At 73.3% G+C, this 24,303-nt stretch carries 19 protein-coding genes and 1 pseudogene; 11 read left to right on the forward strand and 9 right to left on the reverse strand.

Translation table 11 applies throughout. The annotated features are described in order from the left end of the window. Positions 1–269 (forward strand): annotated as a pseudogene (locus ACWCSD_RS21330) (hypothetical protein); the annotation flags it as partial. 101 nt (positions 270–370) lie between these two features. Continuing rightward, positions 371–1,141 (forward strand): phytanoyl-CoA dioxygenase family protein, encoded by a 771-nt coding sequence (locus ACWCSD_RS21335; RefSeq protein WP_449917162.1) that lies wholly within the window; start codon positions 371–373, stop codon positions 1,139–1,141. A gap of 278 nt (positions 1,142–1,419) precedes the next feature. On the opposite strand, the gene ACWCSD_RS21340 is transcribed toward ACWCSD_RS21335, so the two are convergent. After that, positions 1,420–2,007 (reverse strand): helix-turn-helix domain-containing protein, encoded by a 588-nt coding sequence (locus ACWCSD_RS21340; RefSeq protein ID WP_449917165.1) that lies wholly within the window; start codon positions 2,005–2,007, stop codon positions 1,420–1,422. A gap of 168 nt (positions 2,008–2,175) precedes the next feature. On the opposite strand from ACWCSD_RS21340, the gene ACWCSD_RS21345 reads away from it, so the two are divergent. The 4 genes from ACWCSD_RS21345 to ACWCSD_RS21360 are packed head-to-tail and all read left to right on the forward strand — an operon-like array spanning position 2,176 to position 6,265. Beyond that, positions 2,176–2,820 carry an alpha/beta fold hydrolase gene (locus tag ACWCSD_RS21345; protein WP_364325560.1) on the forward strand — a complete coding sequence of 215 codons (645 nt, stop codon included), beginning with the start codon at positions 2,176–2,178 and terminating at the stop codon, positions 2,818–2,820. Positions 2,821–2,877: 57 nt separating this feature from the next. Beyond that, entirely contained in the window at positions 2,878–3,447 is a 570-nt protein-coding gene (locus tag ACWCSD_RS21350) for an ABC transporter ATP-binding protein (RefSeq protein WP_449917168.1), read from the forward strand. After that, positions 3,447–5,702: a YhgE/Pip family protein gene (locus tag ACWCSD_RS21355; RefSeq protein WP_449917170.1), complete on the forward strand. Its 2,256-nt coding sequence runs from the start codon at positions 3,447–3,449 to the stop codon at positions 5,700–5,702. Before ACWCSD_RS21350 ends, ACWCSD_RS21355 begins: the two co-directional genes overlap by 1 nt. Next, entirely contained in the window at positions 5,699–6,265 is a 567-nt protein-coding gene (locus ACWCSD_RS21360; protein WP_352349411.1) for a TetR/AcrR family transcriptional regulator, read from the forward strand. The genes ACWCSD_RS21355 and ACWCSD_RS21360 overlap by 4 nt, the downstream gene beginning before the upstream one ends. 7 nt (positions 6,266–6,272) lie before the next feature. Here ACWCSD_RS21360 and ACWCSD_RS21365 read toward each other — a convergent pair whose 3' ends face one another. Further along, a complete protein-coding gene (locus ACWCSD_RS21365; protein WP_387669268.1) occupies positions 6,273–6,794 on the reverse strand; it encodes a cysteine dioxygenase family protein in 522 nt (173 codons plus the stop codon). Between the two features lie 117 nt (positions 6,795–6,911). On the opposite strand from ACWCSD_RS21365, the gene ACWCSD_RS21370 reads away from it, so the two are divergent. The 3 genes from ACWCSD_RS21370 to ACWCSD_RS21380 all read left to right on the forward strand — a co-directional run bounded on the left by ACWCSD_RS21370 (position 6,912) and on the right by ACWCSD_RS21380 (position 14,906). Further along, a complete protein-coding gene (locus ACWCSD_RS21370) occupies positions 6,912–7,793 on the forward strand; it encodes a LysR family transcriptional regulator (protein WP_449917173.1) in 882 nt (293 codons plus the stop codon). A 21-nt stretch (positions 7,794–7,814) separates the two neighbouring features. Continuing rightward, positions 7,815–8,444: a LysE family translocator gene (locus ACWCSD_RS21375; RefSeq protein WP_397164906.1), complete on the forward strand. Its 630-nt coding sequence runs from the start codon at positions 7,815–7,817 to the stop codon at positions 8,442–8,444. Positions 8,445–8,528: 84 nt separating this feature from the next. Continuing rightward, positions 8,529–14,906: a hypothetical protein gene (locus tag ACWCSD_RS21380; RefSeq protein WP_449917176.1), complete on the forward strand. Its 6,378-nt coding sequence runs from the start codon at positions 8,529–8,531 to the stop codon at positions 14,904–14,906. Positions 14,907–14,945: 39 nt separating this feature from the next. On the opposite strand, the gene ACWCSD_RS21385 is transcribed toward ACWCSD_RS21380, so the two are convergent. The 5 genes from ACWCSD_RS21385 to ACWCSD_RS21405 are packed head-to-tail and all read right to left on the reverse strand — an operon-like array spanning position 14,946 to position 21,154. Next, positions 14,946–16,532 carry an acyl-CoA synthetase gene (locus tag ACWCSD_RS21385; RefSeq protein ID WP_449917178.1) on the reverse strand — a complete coding sequence of 529 codons (1,587 nt, stop codon included), beginning with the start codon at positions 16,530–16,532 and terminating at the stop codon, positions 14,946–14,948. Then, a complete protein-coding gene (locus tag ACWCSD_RS21390) occupies positions 16,532–17,680 on the reverse strand; it encodes a thiolase domain-containing protein (protein WP_352323091.1) in 1,149 nt (382 codons plus the stop codon). The genes ACWCSD_RS21385 and ACWCSD_RS21390 overlap by 1 nt, the downstream gene beginning before the upstream one ends. Before the next feature lie 3 nt (positions 17,681–17,683). After that, on the reverse strand, positions 17,684–18,703 hold the full coding sequence (locus ACWCSD_RS21395) for a thiolase domain-containing protein (protein WP_397164912.1): 1,020 nt from the start codon (positions 18,701–18,703) through the stop codon (positions 17,684–17,686). Next, positions 18,700–19,602 (reverse strand): Zn-ribbon domain-containing OB-fold protein, encoded by a 903-nt coding sequence (locus ACWCSD_RS21400; RefSeq protein WP_449917181.1) that lies wholly within the window; start codon positions 19,600–19,602, stop codon positions 18,700–18,702. The genes ACWCSD_RS21395 and ACWCSD_RS21400 overlap by 4 nt, the downstream gene beginning before the upstream one ends. Continuing rightward, positions 19,592–21,154, reverse strand: coding sequence for an acyl-CoA synthetase (locus ACWCSD_RS21405; protein WP_397164915.1), 1,563 nt, complete (start codon positions 21,152–21,154; stop codon positions 19,592–19,594). The genes ACWCSD_RS21400 and ACWCSD_RS21405 overlap by 11 nt, the downstream gene beginning before the upstream one ends. A 126-nt stretch (positions 21,155–21,280) precedes the next feature. On the opposite strand from ACWCSD_RS21405, the gene ACWCSD_RS21410 reads away from it, so the two are divergent. Then, positions 21,281–22,090 carry a crotonase/enoyl-CoA hydratase family protein gene (locus ACWCSD_RS21410; protein WP_358282870.1) on the forward strand — a complete coding sequence of 270 codons (810 nt, stop codon included), beginning with the start codon at positions 21,281–21,283 and terminating at the stop codon, positions 22,088–22,090. 106 nt (positions 22,091–22,196) lie between these two features. After that, positions 22,197–22,670, forward strand: a complete 474-nt coding sequence (locus tag ACWCSD_RS21415; protein WP_397164919.1) for a carboxymuconolactone decarboxylase family protein — start codon at positions 22,197–22,199, stop codon at positions 22,668–22,670. Positions 22,671–22,730: 60 nt separating this feature from the next. On the opposite strand, the gene ACWCSD_RS21420 is transcribed toward ACWCSD_RS21415, so the two are convergent. Both ACWCSD_RS21420 and ACWCSD_RS21425 read right to left on the reverse strand, forming a co-directional pair. Beyond that, complete coding sequence (locus ACWCSD_RS21420; RefSeq protein ID WP_449917185.1) at positions 22,731–23,258, reverse strand: arginase family protein; 528 nt, start codon at positions 23,256–23,258, stop codon at positions 22,731–22,733. 24 nt (positions 23,259–23,282) lie between these two features. Then, positions 23,283–24,303 (reverse strand): NAD(P)H-dependent flavin oxidoreductase (locus tag ACWCSD_RS21425; RefSeq protein ID WP_449917187.1); only part of this gene is annotated, 1,021 nt, incomplete at its 5' end.

Raw genomic sequence — 24,303 nt, forward strand, 5'->3', positions numbered from 1 at the left:
ACGGTGCCGCCGCCGATCGAGACGATGGTCTTGATGCCGCGCTGGGCCAGCCAGGGCAGCTCGCGCTCCAGGAACGCCTCGATGCCCGGCCCCTGACGCTGCTCAAGCAGTACCCGGCGGCCGAGATCCTGCTGTTCGGCGCCGAGGACGAGGACGCCGCCATCCACGCCCCCAACGAGCGGGTCGACCTTGAGGAGCTGCGCCGGGTGGCCACCGCCGAGGCGCTGTTCCTGCAGGAGCTGAGCCTGCCGTCGGCGCTCGGCGTCTGAGCCGCGCCTCTCGCCCCCCGGGCGGAAATTGCGTTGCCCTTCCTGGCCGGCGTTCGTCAGACTGCACGACGTTCCGCGGAAATCGCCGGGAGGGGCTGCGCATGTTGACCGACGAGCAGATCGAGTCGTTCGTCGAGGACGGGTTCGTCCGGCTTCCCGGCGCGGTTCCCCGGGAGACCGCCGAGCAGTGCCGGGCCGAGCTGTGGGCGGCCGGCGGTTGCGACCCCGACGACCCGTCGAGCTGGACCCGGCCGGTGGTGCGGCTGGGCTGGATCGCGACCCCGCCGTTCCGCGCGGCGGCCAACACGCAGGCGCTGCACGAGGCCTACGACCAGCTCGTGGGCGCCGGGCGGTGGACCGCGCCCATGGGCCTCGGCACCTTCCCGCTGCGTTTCCCCAGCGACGAGGAGCCCGGGGACGACGGCTGGCACCTGGAGGCGAGCTTCGCCGGTGACGCCGGCGAGTACCGGGTGAACCTGCGCTCGCGCGGCCGGGCCCTCCTCATGCTGTTCCTGTTCTCCGAGGTCGGCCCCGACGACGCCCCCACCCGGGTACGCGTCGGCTCACATCTGGACGTGCCCGCCCTGCTCGCCGATTCCGGGGACGAAGGGCGTGAATGGTTCCCGCTGTGCGGGGAGGCCGTGCCGCTCAGCGAGGGGCGCCGGGAGGTCACCGTCACCGGCTCCCCCGGCGACGTCTTCCTGTGCCACCCGTTCCTGATCCACGCGGCCCAGCCGCATCGCGGCAGCGTGCCGCGGTTCATGGCCCAGCCGCCGCTGATGCCGACCGGCCTGCTCGACCTCACCGGCACCGCGCCGACGCCGGTCGAACGCGCGGTCCTGAAGGGGTTGAACGGAACCGCTCCGGCTTAGAACGCCCGGCGGTTCAAGCGGCGGGGGCTTGGCGGCTTGGGCCGGGCGGGTCAGGCGTGGTGGTCCGCCAGGCGTGGTGTCTGGTTGGTCGTGCCGCGGCTGACCAGGCGGAGGCCGGTTTCCACCAGGGCCCAGCCCAGCCGTCGTTCCCAGGCGCGGGCGACCGTCCCCGGGTGCGTCCGGGCTGTCCGACGGGGTGTCCGGGCGGCGGCGCGCAGCTCTTGCCCGCGCACTTGCTCGACAAGTAGGTATAAGTCGGGATTCATCCTGCTCTCTCCTCACGTCGTGAACGGGAACCCGTACAGGTGCACGGCCACGTTCTCGCGGCCCTCGGTGTCCCCCGCCTCGCCGGCCGCCCTGCCGCGGGCCGTCCACTTCACGACCACGTCGTCGATCTCCTGCCTGAGGTCGCGCAACTCCTCCGCGGTCAGCGACAGCAGGAACTCCGACCCGAAGGACGAGTCCTGCCAGGCCTCGCTCCAGGCCCACTGCGCGTCGAGGTAGCCGTCGTACATCTCGGCGAGCTGACGGGCGTGCAGGCGGGACAGGGTCTGGTGGACCACGACGCCCTCGGGGCTGTCGCGGAAGTCGGAGTTGCGGGTGGAGAAGCTCTCCGCCGACGTCCGCCACCAGCGCTCCCGGGCGTCGCCCCGGCCGCCCTGCGCCTCCTCGATGAGGCCGTGCGAGGCCAGCTTGCGCAGGTGGTAGCTGACCAGGGAGACCGCCTCGTCCACCTGCTCGGCGAGCTGCGAGGCGGTCGCGAGCTCGGCGACCTTGAGCGCGCGGTACAGCTTCATGCGCAGCGGGTGCGCCAGCGCCTTGAGCGTGCCGACGTCCTGGACGCGGGGCCGATCGGAGCTTGCCATGCCTTCACGCTAGATGCGAAAGGAAAATTGCGCAATAAAAGTTGCGAGATAATTCTGTCGCAGCCGCTCGCCATACTGCGTCGGGAACAGGGACACGACGAGGGGAGCAGCAGCCATGAGCGAGGCATCGCGGGGCGTTTCCGGCACGACGGCGCGGAGGTGAGGCGGATGGCGACGTTCGCGCTGATCCACGGCGGCGGCAGCTCCGCCTGGGACTGGCATCTGGTCGAGGCCGAGCTGCGCGCCCGGGGCCACCGCACGGTGGCCGTCGACCTGCCGATCGAGGACGAGTCGGCCGGGCTGGCCGACTACGCCGACACGGTGGCGCGGGCCGTCGGCGAGGCGGACGAGCTGGTCGTGGTGGCCCACTCGTGGGGCGGCTTCGTCGCCCCGCTGGTCTGCGACCGTCTGCCCGTCAAGCTGCTCGTGCTGGTCACAGCCATGATCCCGGCACCGGGCGAGCCGCCGGGCGAGTGGTGGGCCAACACCGGTTACCGAGGCGCCGAGGGCCTGGACACGATCGCCGAGTACATGCACGACGTCCCGGAGGAGCTGGCGCAGGAGGAGTTGTCCCGGGGGCGTCCGCAGGCGGAGAAGTCGTCCGTCGAGCCGTGGCCGGGCGCGGCGTGGCCCGACGTGCCGACGCGGTTCCTGCTCTGCCGGGACGACCGGTTCTTCCCGCCCGAGTTCATGCGGCGGGTGGTCCGGGAGCGGCTCGGTGTCATGCCCGACGAGATCGGGGGCAGTCACATGGTCATGCTGTCGCGGCCGAAGGAGCTGGCCGAGCGGTTCGAGGCGTATCTCACAGTGTGACGCACCGCATCACGAGGTAATCTTTTGTACTGACCAGTCAGTTCAAGAGATGGGGTTGTGGTGATCGTCGCGGAGGGCTTGTCGATCGAGGGGGTGTACCCAACGGTCTCGCTGAAGGCGGGCCCCGGGACGCTCACGGCGGTCGCCGGACCGGCGGGCAGCGGGCGGACGAGCCTGCTGCTCACGCTGGCCGGGCGGATGAAGCCGACGACGGGCACGCTCTCCGTCGCCGGGCACACCAGGCCGCGGGCCATCCGCAAGGCGGCGGCGCTCGCGCTGGTCGACGGTGTGACGGATCTCGACAGAGCGCTGACGGTCAAGGAGCACCTGCGCGAGCGCAGGCGCAAGCCGTACCAGGAAGTCCTGAAGCGGGCGGGGCTCGCGGCGCCGGACACGACGCCGGTGAGCGAGCTGGACCGCGAGCAGCAGGTGCGCCTCGGCGTCGCCCTGGCCCTGCTGGACGAGCCCGCGGTGATCCTCGCCGACAACGTGGACGCGGGCCTGCCCGACGACCGCGTGCGAGCGCTCTGGGACCTCCTGCGCGACCTCGGCGCCGGCCTCGGCACGGCCGTGGTCGCGAGCTGCGTGCGCCCGCCCGCCCGCTACGACCACCTCGTGGAGCTGTGATGAAGGGCATGCTGCGGTCCCGGTTGACCCGGGCTGCGCTGGCGGCGGTGATCGTGCTGCCGCTGCTGTACGCCGGACTGTACCTGTGGTCGTTCTGGGACCCCCAGGGCAACCTCGACCGGGTCCCCGTCGCGCTGGTCATGGAGGACCGCCCGGCCACGGTCGACGGCAAGACCCTGCACGCGGGCCAGGACCTGGCCGACGAGCTGCGCGAGCGCCGGACGTTCGCCTGGCACGAGGCCACGCCCCGGCAGGCGGCCGACGGGGTCGCCGACGGCAGCTACTACCTGTCGCTCACCGTGCCCGCCGACTTCAGCGCCCGCCTGGCCTCGCCGTCCGACGACACGACGCCCCCCACCCCCGCCCAGCTCGGCCTGCGCGTGGACACCGGCCGCAGCTACATCGTCGGCAGCATCTCCGACGCGGTCTTCAACGAGGTGCGCGCCGCCGCCGAGCGCACGGCCATCCACGACTACTTCGACAAGGTCTTCGTCTCGATCGGCGACATCCACGACGCCACCACCGAGGCCGCCGACGGCGCCGGCAAGCTGCACGACGGCGCGGTCAAGGCCGGCGACGGCGTCTCCCGGCTCAACTCCGGCCTCGGCACCGCCGAGAACGGCGCCCAGCAGCTCTCCGTCGGCCTGAACAGCGCCAACACCGCCACCGGCAAGCTGCGGAACGGCTCGGCCCAGGTCACCGGCGGCATCGGCAAGGCGCAGCAGGCCATCGGCGAGCTGCGCGACGGCCTGCGCAAGCTCCGCAGCGAGGGCACCTCCGAGCTGCGGAAGGGCACCCGGAAGGCGGCCGACCAGGTCCACACCCAGACGCGCGCGGTCAACCAGCTCGCCGACAAGTACGTGCCGGTGCTGAACGAGTGGGGCCCGAAGGTCGCCGACGCCGCCGAGCAGGTGGCCGACGCCGCCGACCGGCTGGCGGACGGCTCCGGCACGGGCGCCGGCGCGACCCGCGCGGCGGGCAGCGCCCGCGAGGCCGCCACCCAGGCCCAGGCCGCGCTCGACCGCCTCGGCACGGACGCCGACCCCGAGGTGCGCTCCCTGCTGCGCAGCGCGGCGAACGCCGCCGAACGCGCCGCCGAGCAGGCCGGCTCGGCGGGCACCGGCGGCACGGGCGGCGCCTCCGCCCTGTCCGCCCAGGCCCGCGAGCTGGCCAGGAACGCCAGGAAGATCGCGGCCGTGGCCCCGCAGATCGGCCCCAAGGTCGACCAGGTCAGGACCCAGGTGAACGCCCTGGACGACGGCCTGGCCAAGCTGGCCGCGGGCGCGGCGACCGTGGACGCGAGCCTGGCCAAGGCCGGCACCGGCGCGGGCACCCTCTACCAGGGCGCGGCCAAGCTGCACGACGGCTCGGCCCAGGTGACCAGCGGCCTCGGACAGCTCGGCGGCGGGCTGGTCAAGCTCAGCGACGGCGCGAGCACCCTGCGCACCGGGGTCGGCCGGCTGCACGACGGTGCGGGCCAGGTGGACAAGGGCATGGACCAGCTCGCCAAGGGCTCGAAGGACCTGGCGGGCGGGCTCGGCGAGGGCGCGGAGAAGATCCCCGACTACGACGCCCAGCAGCGGGCCGCCCGCGCCGACGTGATGAGCGACCCGGTGCGGCTGGCCAAGACGGTCGACAACGAGGTCCCCAACTACGGCACCGGCTTCGCGCCGTTCTTCCTGCCGCTGGCGCTGTGGGTGGGCGCGATGATCACCTTCATGGTGCTCAAGCCGCTGAACCAGCGGCGGCTGGCCGGGACCCAGGGCGCGGTGCGCATCGCGCTGGCCGGCTGGCTGCCCGCGGTGGCGCTGGGCGCGGCCCAGGTCGGCGTGCTGGCGGCGGTGCTGCGGTTCGCGCTCGGCCTGGAGGCGGCCCACTGGCTCGGGGTGATCGGGCTGCTGCTGCTGGCGGCGGCCGCGTTCCTGGCGGTGGTGCAGGCGGTCAACGCGCTGCTCGGGCCGCCCGGCCGGGTGGTGGGGCTGGCGCTGCTGATGCTCCAGCTCACCTCGGCGGCGGGGACGTACCCGATCGAGACCTCGCCCGGGTTCTTCCAGACGATCTCGCCGTGGTTGCCGATGAGCTGGGTCGTCTCGGCGCTGCGCAGGCTGATCAGTGGCGGCGATCTGACCGTGGTGTGGCAGGCTTGCGGCGTGCTGTCCGCATTCCTCGTGCTCGGGCTCGCGCTGACCACCCTCGCGGTGGAGCGGGGCCGCGTCTGGTCCATGAAGCGCCTGCACCCCGAGCTGTCGCTGTGAGCAGGCAGGACACCCGGGCGAAGGTGTTCACGGCGGCGGTCGAGCTGATCGCCGAGCAGGGCTACGCGGCCACCACGGTCGACGCGATCGCCGAGCGCGCCGGGGTGGCCAAGGGCACCGTGTTCTACAACTTCGGCAGCAAGGAGGGCCTGTTCTCCGCGCTGCTGGAGCACTCGATCGAGCGGCTGGCGGGCGCGCTGGCCGCCGCCGACACCGGCGAGAGCGGTGTGGCCGCCCTCGACTCGGTCGTGCTCGGCCAGCTGCGCTTCTTCGAGGAGCACGGCCCGTTCGCCCGGGTGTTGCTGGCCGAGATGTGGCGCACCGCCTGGCAGGAGGCGGTGGCGCGGCTGCGCGAGAGCGCGCTCGGCGTGTACGCGGGCGTGCTGCGCAGGGCGGCGGCCAGTGGCGAGATCCGCGCCGACCTCGACGTGGAGACGGCGGCGACCGCCCTGTTCGGCATGGTCCTGACGGTCGCCATCGAACGCCGCGCCCTCTACCCCGAGCGGCCGATCGAGCAGACCCACCAGACCCTGGTCGAGCTGCTCCACGGCCGCATCAGGTGAGGCGGGCTCAGCGCACCGGCAGCTCGTAGACGCGGCGCACGCTGCTGCCCAGCTTGCCGACGTCGGCGCCGTACACGTGCAGCGACACCCCGACCTCGTCGCTGGTGTTGAGCACCATGTGGATGTCGCCGGGCGGGGCGAAGCCGCTGACCTCGCCCGGCCGGTTGTCGGCGCGTCCGATCTCCAGCAGGTGGTCGCCCATGTCGCGGTAGAGCGTCTCGTGCTCGATGCCGCTGAGGATGCCGAACGTGCACCACGACACGTGGTCGTGGATGACCGTGTACTGGCCGGGACGCCACACGACGGCCACGATCGAGAACTCGTCCTGGGCGTGCAGCAGGTGGGAGGTATAGCGGTCGGGCGTGCCGAGGCGTTCCTCGGGCGTGAGGATGTCCATGCCGGGCAGCCGGTCGCGCAGCAGGTCGGCGACGGCGAAGGCGGTCTCGCGGGCGCCGAGCTTCCTGGCCACGATCTCGGAGATGCCGGACACCAGAACGTCGAGCCCTGGCCTGGTGGTGGTCGCGACCATGTTCACGGTGTCCCCCTAGGGAAAATGTGGCAATTTGTCCTCCCTATCTACGGTGACCCATGGCGATCGATAGGTCCAACAGAAGTCTTCTGGCCTATTGATAGATACGATTGATGAATGCTCGACGTCGCCCGGCTCCGCGTCCTCGTCGCGGTGGCCCGCAAGGGGTCGCTCACCGCGGCCGCCAAGGAGCTCCACTATTCCCAGCCGTCCATCAGCCACCACCTGGCCCGGCTGGAGGCCGAGACCGGCGCCAAGCTCGTCCAGCGGGTGGGGCGCGGCATCCGGCTGACCGAGGCGGGCCGGCTGCTGGCCGACCGCGCCGCCGACATCATCGGCCGGATCGACGCCACCGCCGAGGAGCTGGCCGCCCACGTGGGCCTGCGCGAGGGCCGCGTGCGGCTGGCCGCCTTCCCGTCGGCGCTCGGCACGTTCATCCCGTCCGCCGTCCGCCGCCTGGCGGCCGCCCATCCCGGGCTGCGGCTGGAGCTCACCGAGACCGAGCCGCCCGAGGCCCTCAGGCTGCTGCACGCCGGCCGGGTCGACGTCGCCGTCATGTTCCGGTACGACGACACCGCCCCCGAGGACGCCGGCCTGCACCTGATCCACCTCCTCGACGACCCCAGCTACCTGGTCTCCCCCGAGCCGGGCGGCCAGCTGGCCGACCACGCCGACTCCCCCTGGATCGCCGGCTGCGACCGCTGCCGCAGCCACCTGCTCGACATCTGCGCCAAGGCCGGGTTCGAGCCGCGCATCTCCTTCACCAGCGACGACATCGTGGCCGTGCAGGCGCTCGTGGCGGCCGGCATGGGCCTGACCGTGCTGCCCGGCCTGGCGCTCAGCGCCCACCGCAACCCCGACGTCGCGGCGGCCCAGGTGCCCGGCTCCACCAGGCACGTGTACGCCGCCGTCTACGGCGATCCGCCGCACCCGCCGGCCACCGGCGCCCTGCTCGAAGCGCTCGGCGCGAGCCTGCCGCCCACCGGCGAAAGCCGTTGACGGCGTCCTTACGATGAGCACATGCCGGACATCACGCATATCGCGCTGTTCTGCGCGGCCACGCTGGGACTGCTCGTGGTCCCCGGCCCCGCGGTGCTCTACATCGTCACCCGCAGCGTCTCCCAGGGCCGGTCCGCCGGGTTCGTCTCGGTGCTGGGCGTGCACGCCGGCTCGCTGGTCCACATCGGCGCGGCGGCCCTCGGCCTCAGCGCGCTGATCGCGGCCTCGGCGACCGCGTTCACGGTCGTCAAGTACGTGGGCGTGGCGTACCTGCTCTGGCTCGGCCTGCGCAAGCTGATGAAGCGCGGCGGGGAGTCCGAGGAGGTCGTCGAGCTGCAGGTGCAGTCCAGGCGGCGGCTGTTCTGGGAGGGGTTCGTGGTCAACGTGCTCAATCCGAAGACGGCCGTGTTCTTCCTGACCTTCCTGCCGCTGTTCACCGTCCCGTCGGCGGGGCCGGTGGGACCGCAGATCCTGATGCTCGGCGGTTTGTGGCTGGTGCTGGGGATGGCCAGCGACGGCATGTACGCACTGCTGTCGTCCACGCTGGCCGGACGGCTGCGCGGGTCCGTACGGGCGCGGCGGCGGCTCGACGTGGGCAGCGGCCTGGTCTACCTCGGGCTGGCCGCATGGCTCACAACCGAGAAGGCATGACAAGCCGCGAAATTTCCCGCTCTTAATGCGATAGTGAGATCGATCGGGGGACGAAAAGCCGGGACGTAGCAGCTAGGCGGACCCATGGACGCGCCACCGCACCGCCTCGGCCTCGAACGAGTCGTCGAGGTCTACTCGGGTCACGACGACGTGGTCGGCGTGACCGGGACCGGCCATGTGATCGGCACGGACCTCGTGCTGACCGCGTCCCTCGCGGTGGATCCCGGCGCGCCCTGCCAGGTGCGCCCGCCGTGGTCGTCCCGGTGGGCGGCGGCCGAGCAGGTCTGGCGCGGGCACGGCGCGGTGCTGCTGCGGGTGCCCGGACCGCCCTGGGCCGACGTGCCCGGCATCGGGCACCTTCGGTGGGCCGCCTTGTCCGGAGAAGGGGTGCCGTGCCTGGCCATGGGGTTCCCGCGGGCGCTGCGGCGGTCGGGGTTCAGGGACGTCCGGGTGCTGTCCGGAACCGCCGCCGCCCCCACGGGCCCGGCGTCGCGGACGCTCAGCATGGACGTGCCCGGCCCGCCGCCTCCGTTGGAGGTGTGGGCGGGCCTGACCGGAGCCGCGCTGCTGGCCGAGCCCGCCGGGCAGGTCGCCGCCGTCGTCACGGCCTCGGCCGCCGGGCACGCCCGGGGGCGGCTCGACGCGGTGCCCGTGGGCGTGCTGCTGCGCGACGACCGGTTCCGCGAGCTGACCGGTGCTGCGCCGGGCCCGCTGGAGAGCGTTTCCGCCGGTGACGGGCGGGTGGTCCTGTCCGGGCTGCTGCTGCCGGCGCGGGAGCCGTTGCCGTCCGACTGCCCGGACTGGCGGCTGCTGCTGCCGCGGCACGCCGTGGTGCCGTACTCCGGGCGGGACGGGCAGCTCGCCGCCCTGCGGGCCTGGGCCGGGGAGCCGGCCGCGCTGTCGGTCGCGGTGGTGACCGGGCGGAGCGGCACGGGCCGTACCCGGCTGGCCGGGGAGCTGTGCGAGGAACTGCGGGAAGCAGGCTGGGACGCCGGTTTCCTGGCCCTGGACGCCGCGCTCGCCGCCCTGTCCGGGCGCGCGGCGGTGTCCTTGGAGGCGGTGCGGCCCTCGCTGGTGGTCGTGGAGTCGCCGGAGCCGTCCGCTCCGCTGGTGGGCGAGCTGGTACGGCGGCTGGCCAAGCACGGGCACAACCCCCGCGTACGGGTGTTGCTGCTGGCCCGCGAGCCCGGCGAGGCGGAGTGGTGGCGGCGGCTGGACACGGCGGCGGGCGGCTGGCTGCGCCGGCTCAACACCACGACCGTGCAGCTCAACCAGCACCCGCTCACCCTGAACGAGCGCACCGAGCACGCGTTCACGGCGATGAAGGCGTTCGCGCCGAGCCGGGCCGCGCTCCCCACGCCCCCGCGCCTGGACGACCCCGAGTACGGCCTGCCGCTCCGCGTCCACCTGGCGGCCCTGCTGCGGCTGCGCGGCGGCGAGACGGAGGTCCTGCCCGCGCCCACCGTCCCGGACGCCCTGCCCGGCGGCGGGATCGGCGCCCCGCCCTACCGGACGGCGCCCGAGCCCCGCCCCGGGACGTCCTGGAACGCCTTCCGTCCCGGCGGCCGGAGCGGAACCCGGACGCGCGCGACGGTGACCGTCGGCGAGGAGCTGCTCAGCCGCTTCCTCGACCGCGAACGCGACCAGTGGGCCACCGTCTGGCCCGCCGGCCGCGCCCAGGTGGACGAGACCACCGCCCGGCAGTCCGTCGCCCTGCTCACGCTCACCGCCCCCACCCCCGCCGAGCTGCCCGGCCTGCTGTCGGCCGTGCCCGCCCTGCACGGCGACCCGCAGGCCGCGGCGGTCGTCGCCGACTGGCTGGGACGCGTCTTCCCCGGCGTGGACCGGCTGTGCCCGCTCGGGCCGGACCTGGTGGCCGAGCAGGCGCTCGCCGAGACCGAGGGCCTGGACGCGCTGGTTCTGGCCGTGCACGACCACGAGCGGCGGACGGCCGGGCACCTGGCACGCCTGCTCGACGTGCTCCGCCTGGGCGCGGAGCGGGCGGAGGTGGGGCGGGCGCTGCGTTCGCTGGTGACGTCCAGGATCGGGGCGCTGGTCGCGGAGGCGGCGGCGAACCCGGCCACCCGGCTCGGCGACCTGCTGAACGCCGCGCTCACGCGACTGCCGGCCGACCGGGCGACGACCGCGGCGGTGGCCGCGCTGCCCTTCGAACCGCAGGTGGGTGCGCAGATCGATTCCCGAGGGGATTGGTGGGGCGCTTCCCGGGCTGGGCCGCCGCTCGGGTTGCGGGCCCTTGAGGTGACGCTGGCCGAGCTGGCCGTACGGCACTTCCGTGCAGGCGGCAGGCGGACCGCGCTGGCGGGGGCGCTGGCCCGGCTGTCGTCCCGGTTGTCGGCCGTGGGCCGGGTGGGTGAGGCGGTGGTGGCCGCCGCCGAGGCCGTGGAGATCTTCGCGGCCGCTCCCCCGTACGAGGAGGCGGCCGGGCAGGCGGAGGCGCTGTTCGTCCTGGGGGCGTGCCTGCTGCTCGCGGGCGAGCCCGGCAGCGCGCTCAGGCCCGCCCAGGAGGCGGCCACCCGGTTCCGCATCCTGGCCGAGGACGACCCCCGGTACGCGGGACGGGCCGGGCAGGCGTACCACAATCTGGCGTGCGCGCTGCTGGACTCGGGGCGGACGGCCGAGGCGGTGGAGGCGTTCGCGGCCGCGGGCGGTGCCGGCGAGGTCGCCGCAGCCCTGACCGACGTCCTCACAGCGCACGCCTCCCCCACAAGCCCCACCCTCGCTCACTCGCCCCAGCCCCCCGCGCCCACCACCGCACAACCCCCGTCACCCAGCTCCGAACAGCCCACCACACCCGAGGCCGGACCACCCGTCATGCCGGGCGGCATCAGGCGGGTGCCCGCGCCTGTCCCGCCATTCGCCTTCCCCGGCCCCGAGCCGGGGACGTTGCCCGAGTTGGCCGCCTGTCTTGCCGTCGCGGCCACCGCCGCCGTAGCGGGCGCGGCGCCGACCGACAGGGATCTGGCTCAGCGGTTGTGCCTGCTGGCCGGGTGGCTCGGTGAACACGGCAGGGCGGCCGAGGCCGTCGCTCCCGCCGCAGAGGCCGTCGTACGGCTGCGCGGCCTGGCGGACGAGGAGCCGGGCCTGCGGCTGATGCTGGCCGAGGCCGCGGGCCTGCTGGCCGGGCTGCACCGCGAGCTGGACGACCTGGACCAGGCCGAGCGGTTCGCCGCCGAGGCGGTGCGGAACCTGCGCTCGCTGGTCGCGCTCGAACCCGACGAGCACCGCCCGGCCCTGACCGTCCAGCTCCTCGACCTGGGCGAACTGCTGCTGACCGACGCGCGCCCCCGCGACGCGCTCGACCCGCTCCAGGACGCCGCGATCCTCGCCTCCGAACTGGACGAACGGCACAGGGCCGTCAGGGCTCGCTCCAGACACCTGCTCGCCCTCTGCCTCGCCGAACTCGACCGCCCCGCCGACGCCCGAGCCCATGCGGAGGCGGCAGTCGCTCTGTACGACGCCCTGGGCACTCAAGACGCGTCCTACCGGCGACACCGGGAGGAGATCCGAGCCTGGCAGGAGTCGACGGCCGACCCCACCGCCGCCGCCGGAGAACCCGAACAGCCCTGGATGACCACCCTGATCACCCCGCCGCCCGACGTGGCCAGAGCCGAACGAACCCTGATCGAACGCCGCGCCGCCCTGGACCCCACGGACAGCCCCGCCTTCGCCGACGACGTTGCGGTCCTGGAGGGGCCACAGGTCATGGGCGGCCGTGGAGTCTTGGAAGGCCCCCCGGCCATAGGCGGACCTGGGGTCGCGGAAGACCCGCAAGTCCCCGCCGGACCGCCGCCCGCGAACGGTCCGCGAACCGCAGACAGGCCACAGGCCGCGGACAGGCCGCAAACTCCGGACGGGCCGCAAGCCGCGCGGGTGCAAGCGTACGCCGCCGCCCAGGCAGCGCTGGCACGCGCCTGGGCCGAGACCGGACGCGCCCGCGACGCCCTCCGCCTCGCAACCCAGGCCGCCGACCTGCTACGACGCCACGCGACACCTGACGACCCCGGCGACGGGAATGACGCGAACGGCGCGGGTGGCGCGGGCGTGAGCGGCGCGGGCCTGGGCAGCTCCGGTGTGGGCGACGGGAGCACCCAGGGGGCTGGAGTCGGTAGGGCGGTCGCGGGTGGGGCCGTTGTGGGTGGGGCCGTTGTGGGTGGGGCCGTTGTGGGTGGGGCCGTTGTGGGTGGGGCCGTTGTGGGGGCGGTTGGGCGGGCGCTTGTGGGGTTGGGGCGGTATTCGGAGGCGGTGCCGTATCTGCGGGGTGCCGTTGAGGCGTGTGGGCCGCAGGCCGAGGTCAGCTTCGTGGTGCAGCAGGAGCTGGCCAAGCTGCTCGTCCTGGAGGTCGTGGCGCTGGAGGCCACGGGCCGCCTGGAGGTCGCCGACGGCGAGGCGGAGCGGCTGGTCGCGGTGTGCGAGGGGCTGGTGGCCGAGCGGCTGGAGTCCCCGGTCGTGCTCGCGGGCGCGCTGCGGCTGCACGCGGGCCTCCGGCTGGCCGCCGGGAACGTGGCAGGAGCGCTCCAATCGGTGACCCGCGCCCTGGACATCCTCGTGCCCGAGCCGCCCGAGCGCACCCGTCTGCTCACCGCCACCTGCCTGGAGCTCAGCGGCCTGTGCCACGCCGACCTGGACGAACGCGACCTCGCCGCCGCCGAGCTGGCCAAAGGCGTCGCCCTGATGACCGAGGAGGGCCCGCTCACCCGGGACCTGGCCGGCGTGCACGTCCGAGCGCTGGCCCGCCTGGCCCGGCTCCGCGTGACCGGCCACGGCCCGTCCGCCGGAACCGACCTGTACGCCCAGATCCTCCGGGTACGCCCGCTGCCGCACCCCGACGTGCTCACCACGGCCGTGGACGAGCTGTCCGCCCACCTGGGCGCGGCCACCCCGAGGACGGCCGCCAGGCTGCTGCCGCTGCTGACGGCGTTCGCCGAGGCGTTGGAGCGCGAGGCCCCGGTCAGCGAGAACCCGCTGCTGCACGAGCGGTTCGGCCACTGCCTCATGCTCGGCGGCGCGACGGCGGCTCCGGCCGTACGCGTCCTCAAGGGGCTGGCCGCGTTCGACGCCCGCCACCGGCACTCCCTGGGCCTGGCGCTGGCCGCGCTCGGCGACGCCGACCTGACCGTCCTTGAGCAGGCCGTGGACCTGTTGTCCGAGGACGGGAGGGCGCTGGCCGACACGCTGAACAGGTACGCGGTCAGGCTGTTGGAGGCCGGTCGGCCGGTGGAGGCGCTGGCCCACTCGGAACGCGCCGCCGACCTCTGCGACGAGCTGGACGAGCCCGCCGTCGCCGCCGCCACGTACGCCCAGCTCGGGGCCGCTCTGGCCGCCCTCGACCGTCCGCAGGCCGCGCTGGAGGCGGTGACCTGGTCGCTGGCCGAGCAGGAACGCGCCGCGGAGGCGCGGGGCGGCGAGTCCGGGCTGCTCGGCGTGCGCGCGCAGGCGATCCAGGTGCGCGGGCAGGTGCTGCGCGCGGCCGGCCGGACGCAGGAGGCGCTGGCCCACCTGGTGGAGGCCATGCGCCTGCACGTCCGGCTCGCCCGGCCCGCGGCGGCGGCCGAGGTGGCCGGGACGGTCGCCGACGACCTGCTGGCCGCCGGGCGTCCCGAGGAGGCCGCCGAGTACGCCAGGATCGCCGTCACCGGCCTGCCGCCGCGCACGCTCAGGCATGCCCTGGCCACCCAGCGCCTGGTCAGGTGCCACATGATGCTGGGCGAGGCGCGGGAGGCGGGCGCGCTGGCCGAGGAGCTGATCCGGCTGGCCAGGCGGTCGCCGGGCGAGCTGACGTACCGGGCGATCCTGGCCGATTCGCTGGCGCAGAGCTCGGAGCTGCTGCCCCTGCTGCGGCCCGGCGCGGCTGCGGAGGCCGAGCAGCGGGCCCGCGAGGCCATCGCGATCTACGACGAGCTGCTGACCACGGGCATGAACGCCGAGGCGCTGCACGTCAGCCGGGCGGGGGCCGGGCTGACGCTGGCCGCCGCGCTCCGGCTGCGCGAGCAGCCGGCGGCGGCGGTGGGGCCGCTGCGCGGGGCCGTCGCCGTGCTCGAACGCCACGCCCCCGCGAACCCCCTGCTCGGCGGCATCCTGTCCCGCGCGCTGCTCATGCTGGGCGACGCGCTGATGGAGTCGGGCCGGGCGCTGGAGGCGAGCCTGGTCTTCCATCGCGGCGCCCAGGTCATCGACGACGAGCCGGCCGCCGCCGTCGCCCACGCCCGGCTCGGCTTCTGCCAGCAGGAGCTGGGCAGGGACGACGCGGCCGACACCGCGCTCCGGGTCGCGCACGGCCTGCTGCGCGGCCTCCTGACGGCCGGTGCCACCGCCCCGAACGGCGGGAACGGCGAGCTCACCGAGCTGCTGCGCGACGTGCTGCGCGGCCGGCTGCGGCTGCTGGAGAAGTCCGGCAGGCGCGAGGAGGCGGCCCAGGTGGAGGCCGAACTACGCACGACCTAGCCACCGCGCGGCCGGAGCCCACGAGCGACGACCGGGTGGTCAGGGGGTGGCGGCTTCGGCGGTTTGTCTGGCCCAGCGGTAGTCGGCCTTGCCGGCGGGCGAGCGGACCATCTCCTTCACGAACGCGTACGAACGCGGCACCTTGTACCCCGACAACGACGCCCGGCAGTGAACGTCCAGCTCGGCGGCGGTCACCTCGACGCCGGGACGCGGCTCGACCACGGCCGCCACCCTGCTCCCCCACCGGTCGTCCGGCACGCCGGTCACCACCGCGTCGAACACCGCCGGATGGCCCTTGAGCACGGCCTCGACCTCCTCGGGGAAGACCTTCTCGCCGCCGGTGTTGATGCACTGCGAGCCGCGGCCGAACACGTGCACGGTGCCGTCGGCGTCCACGGTCGCCAGGTCGCCGGTGAGCAGCCAGCGGGTGCCGTCGGGGTCGGTGACGAACGTGCGCGCCGACTTGTCCGGGTCGTTGTAGTAGCCGAACGCCACCCGCCCGGACCTGGCCACCGTCCCCATCTGCCCCGAACCCGGCGGAACGGGACGTCCCCGCTCGTCCAGGACGCTGATCCTGGCCGACGGGTTGGGCTGGTAGCGCAGCCCGGTCTCGGGCGTGGAGCCGGGCAGCGCGGAGGCGGTGTAGCCGGACTCCGTCGAGCCGAAGCTGTCCACGATCATGACGTCGGGCAGCAGGCCCTGGAGCCGGTCGCGGACCGCGCCGCTCAGGATCGCGCCGGTCGAGCTGACGACGAACAGCGACGACAGGTCGTACGTGCCCGTCTCCAGCGCCTCGGCCAGCGGCCTGGCCATGGCGTCGCCCGTGATGCTCATGGTCAGCACGCGCTCGCGCTCGACCGCCCGCCACACCTCCCCCGCGTCGAACTTGGGGACGAGCACCATCGTCCCGCCCGCCCACCAGCTGATGAAGGTGGCCATCTGCGCGGCGCCGTGCATGAGCGGCGAGGTGGCCATCATGATCATGGGCGTGGCCTTGACGGCCTCGTCGATCACCTCCTGCGGGGTGGTGCGCGGGTCGCCGTACGGGTTGCCGCCGCCGAAGGCCATGAACAGGTCCTCGACGTGCCACATCGCGCCCTTGGGCATGCCGGTGGTGCCGCCGGTGTAGATGATGTAGACGTCCTGGCCGGTGCGCGGGGCGAAGCCGCGTTCCGGATTGCCGCGCTCCAGCGCCGCCTCGTACGGCACCGCCGAGGCGATCGACGACTCGCCGCCGACCGCGATCAGGTGCTCCAGCAGCGGCGCCTGGTGCGCGACGGCGGCCACGCGGGGGTCGAACTCGACGTCGTAGACCAGCGCGCGCAGGTCGGCGTCCTGGTAGAGGTAGAGCAGCTCGGCCTCGACGTACCGGTAGTTGACGTTGATCGGCACGGCCCGGATCTTGAGCGCGGCCAGCAGCCCGGCCAGGTACTCCACGCCGTTGTACAGGTGCAGCCCGACGTGCTGGCCCGGCCGGACGCCGAGGTCGGCGAGGTAGTGGGCGAGCCGGTTGGCCTCGGCGTCCAGCTCGGCGTAGGTGCGCCGCCGGTCGCCGCAGATGACGGCGGTGCGGTCCCCGATCACGTCGGCGAGTGCTTCGAACAGGTCCGCGTGGTTGAACTCCATCAGGGTCTCTCCCGTCCGACGATCCACATCGCGAAGAACTGGGCTCCGCCGCCGTAGGCGTGGCCGAGCGCCGTGCGGGCGCCGTCCACCTGGTGCTCGCCGGCCTGGCCGCGCACCTGGAGCGCGGCCTCGGCGAACCTGATCAACCCCGAGGCCCCGATCGGGTTGCTGGACAGCACGCCGCCGGAGGCGTTCCACGGGATGTCGCCGTCGAGGGCCGTGGCGCCGGACTCGGTCAGCTTCCAGCCCTCGCCCTCCGCCGCGAATCCCAGGTTCTCCAGCCACATCGGCTCGTACCAGGAGAAGGGCACGTACACCTCGGCCACGTCGATCTCGCGGCGCGGGTCGGTGACGCCGGCCTGGCGGTAGACGTCGGCGGCGCAGTCCTTGCCGCCCTGAGGGCTGACGGTGTCGCGGCCGGCCCGGAAGATGGGCTCCGAGCGCATGGCGGTGCCGTGCACCCAGGCGGGGGTGCCGGTGACCTTGTGCTCGGCGGCCAGGACCATCGCGCACGCGCCGTCGCTGGACGGGCAGGTCTCCAGGTAGCGGATCGGCTCCCAGAGCATCGGCGTGGACTCGACCATCTTCTGGTCGATGCCGGGGATCCTGAGGTGGGCGTAGGGGTTCTTCAGGGCGTTGAGCCGGTCCTTGACGGCGACCAGCGTGCCGATGTGGCCGGGCGCGCCGGACCTGCGCATGTACTCGCGGATGTGCGGCGCGAAGTAGCCGCCCGCGCCGACCACGAGCGACGCGCTGAAGGGCAGGTGCGTGGACAGCGCCCAGGTGGCGTTGGACTCCGACTGCTTCTCGAAGGCCACCACGAGCACCCGCTCGTGCACGCCGCCCTGGATCAGGCTCGCGCCGACCAGCGCCGTCGAGCCGCCGACGCTGCCCGCGGTGTGCACCCGCATCATCGGCTTGCCCGCCGCGCCGAGCGCGTCGGCGAGGTACGCCTCGGGCATCATCACGCCCTCGAACAGGTCGGGCGCCTTGCCGACCACGACGGCGTCGATGTCCTTGAACGTCAGCCCGGCGTCCTCCAGGGCCCGCAGCGCCGCCTCGCGGACCAGGCCCGCGATGGAGACGTCCCTGCGCTTGGTGGTGTAGTGCGTCTGCCCGACCCCGATCACCGCGCAGCGGTTGCCCATGATTCACGCCTCCAGGACCGTGACGAGGTTGTGCTGCAGGCAGGGGCCGCCGGCGGCGTGCCCGACGGTGCGGCTCGCGCCGCCGTCGAGGATGCGCCGCGCGGCCTCGCCGATGCGGATGAGCCCCGTGGCCATGACGGGGTTGGCGGCGAGCGGGCCGCCGGACGGGTTGATCAGCGTGTCGCCGCCCAGTTCGAGCGCCTCGCGCAGGATGAGCTCCTCGTGCGGGAACTGGGCGTGCAGCTCGGCCACCTCGACCGGGCCCTTGCCGACGCCGGCGGCCCGTGCGGCGTCGGCCGCGGAGACCGACCTGGCCAGGTCCCGCGTGCCCAGGTAATGGGGCTCGATGCGGTGGGCGATGCCCTTGACGAACGCGGGGCGGCTGGTGAGCCGTCCGGCCAGTTCCGCCGTGGCCAGCACGATCGCCGCCGCGCCGTCCGTGACGGGCGGCACGTCCGTCTTCCTGAGGGGTTCGACCGCGACTTCCTCGCCGTCCGGTTCGGGCAGGTCGAGCGCGTACGGGTTGCTCCTGCCGTCCGCCCTGGACCTGCGGACGATCTCGTCGAGCTGTTTCCTGTCCGCGTCGAGCGCGTTCGCCTGGAGTGCGGCCAGGGAGAGCTGGTCGAGGCCGAGGGGTTCCAGGTAGTAGGGGTCGAGCTGGAGGGTCATGATGGTGCGCAGGTCGCCGAGCGACGACTTGCCGAAGCCGTAGACCAGGGCCGAGTCGATGTCGCCGTGCTGGAGGCGGACCCACGCCTCGTACAGGGCCCAGGCGCCGTCCATCTCGACGTGGCTCTCGGAGACGGGCGGCCAGGCGCCGAGCGCGTCCAGGGCGCTGACGAACGAGAACGGCGCCCCGGCCAGGTAGTCGCAGCTCCCCGAGCAGGTGAAGCCGAACCTGGTCAGCCCGGTCCGCTCCTTGACCTCGCTGATCACCGGCAGGATCAGCTCGGGCTCGGTGAGCCCGGTGTCGTGGTCGGTGTGGACGGTCTGCGCGAACGCGACGATCGCGACCTCTCTCATGACAGCTCCACGTCGGGCTCGCCGGTGGGGGCGAACCAGCGGATGTTCGCCATGGACTTGCTCCGCTCCTCCTCGGGCACCCAGACGGCCCTGACCCGCATGCCCTGGCGCACCTCGTGCGCGGGTACGTCGCCGATCAGGGCGATCATGGGGATGTCGGCGTTGTCGAGCAGGATGTAGGCGGAGACGAACGGCACTTCCGGCGCGCGCGGATCCGGCAGGTTGTTGATGGCGAACGTGGTGATCGTCCCGGTGTCGGGGAGTTCGAGCGTCTCCGGGATGAGACCTCCGCACTGGGGGCAGGACATCCGGTACGGCACGTACACCTGGTCGCACTGCTCGCAACGTCCGCCGAGGAAGACGCCGCGCTCGACGCCCTCCAGGAAGACGCGGAGCGAGCCGCCCGCCTGGAGGCGGTACTCGGCCCGCACGTTGGACACGATCTTCGTGACCTCGGGCGCGAAGTGGGCGATGTCGGTGATGTGGCCCGTGGGCCGGTCGCGCCACACCGGCCAGACCCGGGAGCCCTTCGACAGCGCCTTGGGGTCGTCGGCGGCGACGGCGTGCACGAGGGCGGTGTCGGCGCCGTCCAGCAGGATCGTGGCCCAGGCGAAGGGCCGGTCGAGCGGATGGTTCTGCAGGGGCTCGGGCACCCAGGCCCAGGAGGTCACCGTGCCGGCCGGGCCGACCTCGACATACTCGGAGGTGACCGGGTCGCCGGTGGCGGGGTCGTATTCGAGGGGCGGCACGAGCACCTTGCCCTCTTTCGTGCGCACTCCGACGATGCGGCGGCCGCGCAACTCGGTGAGGAAGCGCCCGATCACCGGCCCGGTCGTGCGGGTGTAGCCGCCGGGGAACTCCAGGACGTGCTGGGCGACCAGCGGATCGTCAGATGGCACGGTCGTGACCCTCCCAGTACGGTGCGCGGAGCTTGCGCTTGAGCAGCTTGCCGTTGGGCTCGCGGGGCATCTCGGCGATGAAGTCGACGCTCTTGGGCCACTTCATCCGGGCCAGGCGGCCCTCCAGCGAGGCGATCAGCTCGGCCGCGAGCTCGGGACCCGGCGCGACGCCCGGCGCGGGCTCGACGACGGCCTTGATCTGCTCGCCCCAGTCGTCGTCCGGGATGCCGAACACGGCCACGTCGGCGACCTTGGGGTGGACCATGAGCTCGTTCTCGATCTCGGCCGGGTAGATGTTCGTCCCGCCGGAGATGATCATGTCGGCCTTGCGGTCGCAGAGGAAGAGGAAGCCGTCCTCGTCCAGGTATCCGATGTCGCCGACCGTGAAGTAGTCCTTGAGCCGGTTCGCGGCGGTCTTGTCGGGGTCGCCCTTGTACTCGAAGGGCACGCCCATCATCTTCATGTAGATCGTCCCGGGGGTGCCGGTCGGTACGGGTTCGCCCTCGTCGTCCGCGATCAGCAGCTCGCTGATCGGCCAGGCGGAGCCGACCGTGCCCGGGTGCGCCTTCCAGCCCTCGGGCGTGGCCAGGGTGCCGCCGCCCTCGGTGGCCGCGTAGTACTCGTAGATGCAGTCGCCCCACCACTCGAACATCGCCCATTTGACCGGGACCGGGCAGGGGGCGGCGGCGTGGATCATCCACTTGAGCGAGGACAGGTCGTACTTGGCCCTGGTGGCCTCGGGGAGCGCGAGCAGGCGCTTGAAGTGCGTGGGGACCATGTGGGAGTTCGTGACGCGGTAACGCTCGCACAGCCGGAGCGTCTCCTCGGCGTCCCATCTGTCCATGTAGACGAGGGTGTGGCCCATGTGCAGGGCGCTGCCGCCGAACTGGGTGACGGCGGTGTGGTAGCTGGGCGAGGTGACCAGGTGCGCGTTGGGCGGTCCGGCCGTGATGCCGAACAGGCCGAGCAGGAAGGTCATCAGCTCGGCGCCGTCGTCGGGGTCGAGGCCGCTCAGCGTGCGCCGGACGCCCTTGGGCCGGCCGGTGGTGCCCGAGGTGTAGTGCATGGTGGCGCCGGCCGTGCGGCCGGGCGGCGCGGTGTCCGGTTGCCCGGCGGTCAGCTCGCCCGCCGGGCGGAAGCCGTCCTGGCCGCCGTCCCCGCCGCCGTCCCCGAGGAGGAAGCGGCGGTGCGGCTCGATCGCCTCGGCTCCCCTGGCGCCCTCCTGGAGGAAGCGGGGGTGGACGAAGAACGCCTTGGCCTCGCTGTCGGACACGATGTAGCCGATCTCCGGGCCGGTGAGGTGCCAGTTGATCGGCGTGTAGTACCAGCCGGCCTGGAGCGCGGCCAGGTAGAGGACGAGGCCGTCCGCGCCGTTCGGGACCAGGCCGCAGATCCCGTCGCCCGGCTCCAGGCCGAGCTCGCGTAACCCGTGGACGAGGCGGTTCGAACGGGCCAGGAGGTCACCCGCGCGGTGCTCCGTGCCGTCGGGGTCGACGGCCGCGATCCACTCGGGATCCGCCTGCGCCAGCCTCCAGAAACCGAGCGTGCCCATCTGATCTCCTCAGCTCAGGCGTAGCAAAACAGGAACTTGTTCTCGTTTGCTGTGGGGAGCGTATCCCGCGGGTAAAGTTCGTAGCAAGCGCTTGATTCAGTAGCTTCTGGGACTTGGGAGGCGTACATGGAGCTTCTGCCGATCAGCACCCCGCACTGCCGGGTGGAACGCGACGGCCACGTCCTGACCGTCACGATGAACCGGCCGGAGGCCCGCAACGCCCTCTCCTCGGACATGCTGATCGGGCTGGCCTCGGCGTGGGCGTACGCGTCGGCGGAGCCCTCGATCCGCGTCGCGATCCTGACCGGGGCGGAGGGCACGTTCTGCGCCGGGGCCGACCTCAAGGCCATGGGCCAACCCTCGACCGATCCAGAGGTTCAAGCAAGAGCCGCTCAGATCCCGAATTTTCACTGGAAAGGGCTTCTGAGGGAGGACTTGCCGACAAAGCCGATCATCAGCGCGGTCGAGGGATACGCGGTCGCCGGCGGCACGGAGCTGCTGGTCGGGACGGACCTGCGAGTGGTGGCGGAATCGGCCACCCTGGGGCTGTTCGAGGCCAAACGCGCACTCTTCCCCATGGGCGGCTGCGCGGTCCGGCTGCCCCGCCAGATCCCGTACTGCCACGCCATGGACCTGCTGCTCACCGGCCGTTCCGTGACCGCCGCCGAGGCCCTGGCGATGGGGCTGGTCAACCGGGTCGTGCCGGACGGGCGGGCGCTGGAGACGGCCCGGGAGCTGGCGGCGGACATCGCCGGTTCCGGACCGCTGGCGGTCCAGGCCATTCTGCGGACGTACCGGGACACCCTGGGCATGCCGGAGCCCGAGGCCCTGAAGGTGTCGGACGAGCTGGGCTGGCCGGTGATCGGCTCGGAGGACGCCAAGGAGGGCACCCGGGCCTTCCGCGAGAAGCGCCCGGCCCGCTACGAAGGCCGCTGACCACTCCCCCGGGAGGAGAGACGCACGTCACATCCGTTCCTGTCACGTCCCGTCCGGCTGCCCCGTCCGAGAGGTGGAAGCAGTCGACGACGACAAGGAGCGCGTCATGGAAGCCCGTCTCAACCTCTTCGAGAACCAGGTCGCGGCCAAGGTCATGAAGCACCTCATCGGCACCAACAAGGTCATCATGGACTCGGGCCTGCCCCACGCCACGCAGGAGCTGGTGAAGATCCGGGCCAGCCAGATCAACGGCTGCGGCTTCTGCACCGACATGCACACCAAGGACGCCGCGCACGCCGGTGAGACCTCGATCCGGCTCAACCTGGTCGCCGCCTGGCGCGAGGCCAAGGTGTTCACCGAGGCCGAGCGGGCCGCGCTGGAGCTGGCCGAGCAGGGCACCCGCATCGCCGACGGCGCCGGCGGCGTCCCGGACGAGGTCTGGGCGAACGCCGCCAAGCACTACGACGAGGAGCAGCTCGGGGCGCTGGTGTGCCTGATCGCCCTGATCAACACCTTCAACCGGGTGAACGTCATCATCCAGCAGCCCGCGGGCGACTACGTGCCCGGCATGTTCGGCTGACCGAGAGCCGAGGGAGAGCCGGGACAGAGCCGGCGGAGAACCGCGGCCTGCGGGAAGGAGTCAGTCCCGCAGGCCGCCGAGGACCGTCGTCACCAGGCGCTCGCGGTCGCCGCCGGGATCGTCCCGGCCCGGATGCCACGTGCAGGCGAGGTTGAGCGCGGCGAGCAGCACGCGCTCCTCCGGCGGCGGGCGCAGGGCCAGGCGGTCGGCCACGTCGCGGGAGCGGTAGCCGAGCAGGAAGCGCAGCGCCATGCCGCCGAGGCAGCCGGACGTGGTCGTCTCCAGCGTCTGGAGGTCGCCGTGGGCGTCGATCCAGACGATCGAGGGGTCGAGCCCGGCCCGTTGCAGGCCCGCCGTCATGCCGATCGACAGCGTGCAGTCGCCGGAGACCACGACCGGCCGCTCCCCCGCCCGCACGGTCCGCTCGACGGTGGCGGCGACGGCGTCGTAGAGCCGCCCGAGGCGGGACCAGACGTCCCGGCCGGGCAGCTCCACGGTGAATTCGGCGACGGGCACGCCGTCGGGCAGCGGCACGTTGAGCTCGGGCTGGTGCTCGTCGAGGTGGTACGGCACGTACAGGACCGGCACGTGCCCACGGCAACAGCCGGACGATCAGTCCCGGGTGATGCGGTCGAGGCGTTCCAGGGCCTCCGCGTACTCCTCCACGAGCCCGAACACCACGTCCTTCGTCGAGCGCACCTGGTTGGTCAGGCCGATGACCTGCCCGGCGGGGAACGTGGCCAGCTCCGAGGCGTCCGAGCGGCCGATCCGGCGCAGGGCGTCCGAGACGAGCATGAACTGCAGCGGCATCGGCAGCGTGCCCGGCGACTCCTGCGACTCCCACGCCTCGGTCCACTCGTTCCTGAGCAGGCGGGCGGGCTTGCCGGTCCAGCTCCGGGAGCGCACGGTGTCGCGCGAGGTGGCCTCCAGGATGCGGCGTTTCGCCATCTCGGGGGTGTCGGCCTCCTCGACGGTGAGCCAGAGTGAGCCGGTCCAGACGCCCTCCGCGCCCAGCGCCATGCCGGCCGCCATCTGCCGGCCGTTCCCGATGCCGCCCGCCGCCAGGACGGGGACGTCCACGGCGTCCACCACCTGCGGGATGAGCACCATGGTCGAGATCTCGCCGGTGTGGCCGCCGGCCTCGGTGCCCTGGGCGACGACGACGTCCACGCCGACCTCGACCTGCTTGAGCGCGTGCCGCGGGGTCGAGGCGAGGGCGGCGACCTTGACGCCGTGCCGGTGGGCGAGGTCCACGACGTCGGCCGGGGGCGGCCCGAGGGCGTTGGCCAGCAGGGCGAGGGGATGGCGGAGCGCGACCTCGACCTGGGGGCGTGCGGTCGCGTCGGTCCAGCCCAGCAGCACCCGGCCCGGGTCGGCGTCGGACGACAGGGGCGGCACGCCGTGCCTGCCCAGCAGGTTCTCGACGAACGCGCGGTGCCCCTCGGGGATCATCGCCTGCAGGCGGCCGACCAGCTCCTCGGGGGCGAAGTCGGCGCCCTCGTAGGAGGCGGGCATGACCACGTCCACGCCGTACGGTCTGCCGTCGACGTGGTCGTCGATCCACTTGAGCTCCATTTCGAGCTCTTCCGGGGTGAAGTAGAGCGCGCCGAGCACTCCCATGCCGCCCGCGCGG

The organism is Nonomuraea sp. NPDC001684 (genome assembly GCF_053596515.1).

Bases quoted from the DNA above. Each gene is read 5' to 3' on its own strand.
- ACWCSD_RS21410 (WP_358282870.1), top strand. From the start codon at position 21,281: ATGGAGCTTCTGCCGATCAGCACCCCGCACTGCCGGGTGGAACGCGAC.
- ACWCSD_RS21415 (WP_397164919.1), top strand. From the start codon at position 22,197: ATGGAAGCCCGTCTCAACCTCTTCGAGAACCAGGTCGCGGCCAAGGTC.
- ACWCSD_RS21365 (WP_387669268.1), bottom strand. From the start codon at position 6,794: ATGGTCGCGACCACCACCAGGCCAGGGCTCGACGTTCTGGTGTCCGGC.
- ACWCSD_RS21405 (WP_397164915.1), bottom strand. From the start codon at position 21,154: ATGGGCACGCTCGGTTTCTGGAGGCTGGCGCAGGCGGATCCCGAGTGG.
- ACWCSD_RS21370 (WP_449917173.1), top strand. From the start codon at position 6,912: ATGCTCGACGTCGCCCGGCTCCGCGTCCTCGTCGCGGTGGCCCGCAAG.
- ACWCSD_RS21390 (WP_352323091.1), bottom strand. From the start codon at position 17,680: ATGGGCAACCGCTGCGCGGTGATCGGGGTCGGGCAGACGCACTACACC.
- ACWCSD_RS21395 (WP_397164912.1), bottom strand. From the start codon at position 18,703: ATGAGAGAGGTCGCGATCGTCGCGTTCGCGCAGACCGTCCACACCGAC.
- ACWCSD_RS21355 (WP_449917170.1), top strand. From the start codon at position 3,447: ATGAAGGGCATGCTGCGGTCCCGGTTGACCCGGGCTGCGCTGGCGGCG.
- ACWCSD_RS21335 (WP_449917162.1), top strand. From the start codon at position 371: ATGTTGACCGACGAGCAGATCGAGTCGTTCGTCGAGGACGGGTTCGTC.
- ACWCSD_RS21340 (WP_449917165.1), bottom strand. From the start codon at position 2,007: ATGGCAAGCTCCGATCGGCCCCGCGTCCAGGACGTCGGCACGCTCAAG.
- ACWCSD_RS21385 (WP_449917178.1), bottom strand. From the start codon at position 16,532: ATGGAGTTCAACCACGCGGACCTGTTCGAAGCACTCGCCGACGTGATC.
- ACWCSD_RS21380 (WP_449917176.1), top strand. From the start codon at position 8,529: ATGGACGCGCCACCGCACCGCCTCGGCCTCGAACGAGTCGTCGAGGTC.
- ACWCSD_RS21345 (WP_364325560.1), top strand. From the start codon at position 2,176: ATGGCGACGTTCGCGCTGATCCACGGCGGCGGCAGCTCCGCCTGGGAC.
- ACWCSD_RS21375 (WP_397164906.1), top strand. From the start codon at position 7,815: ATGCCGGACATCACGCATATCGCGCTGTTCTGCGCGGCCACGCTGGGA.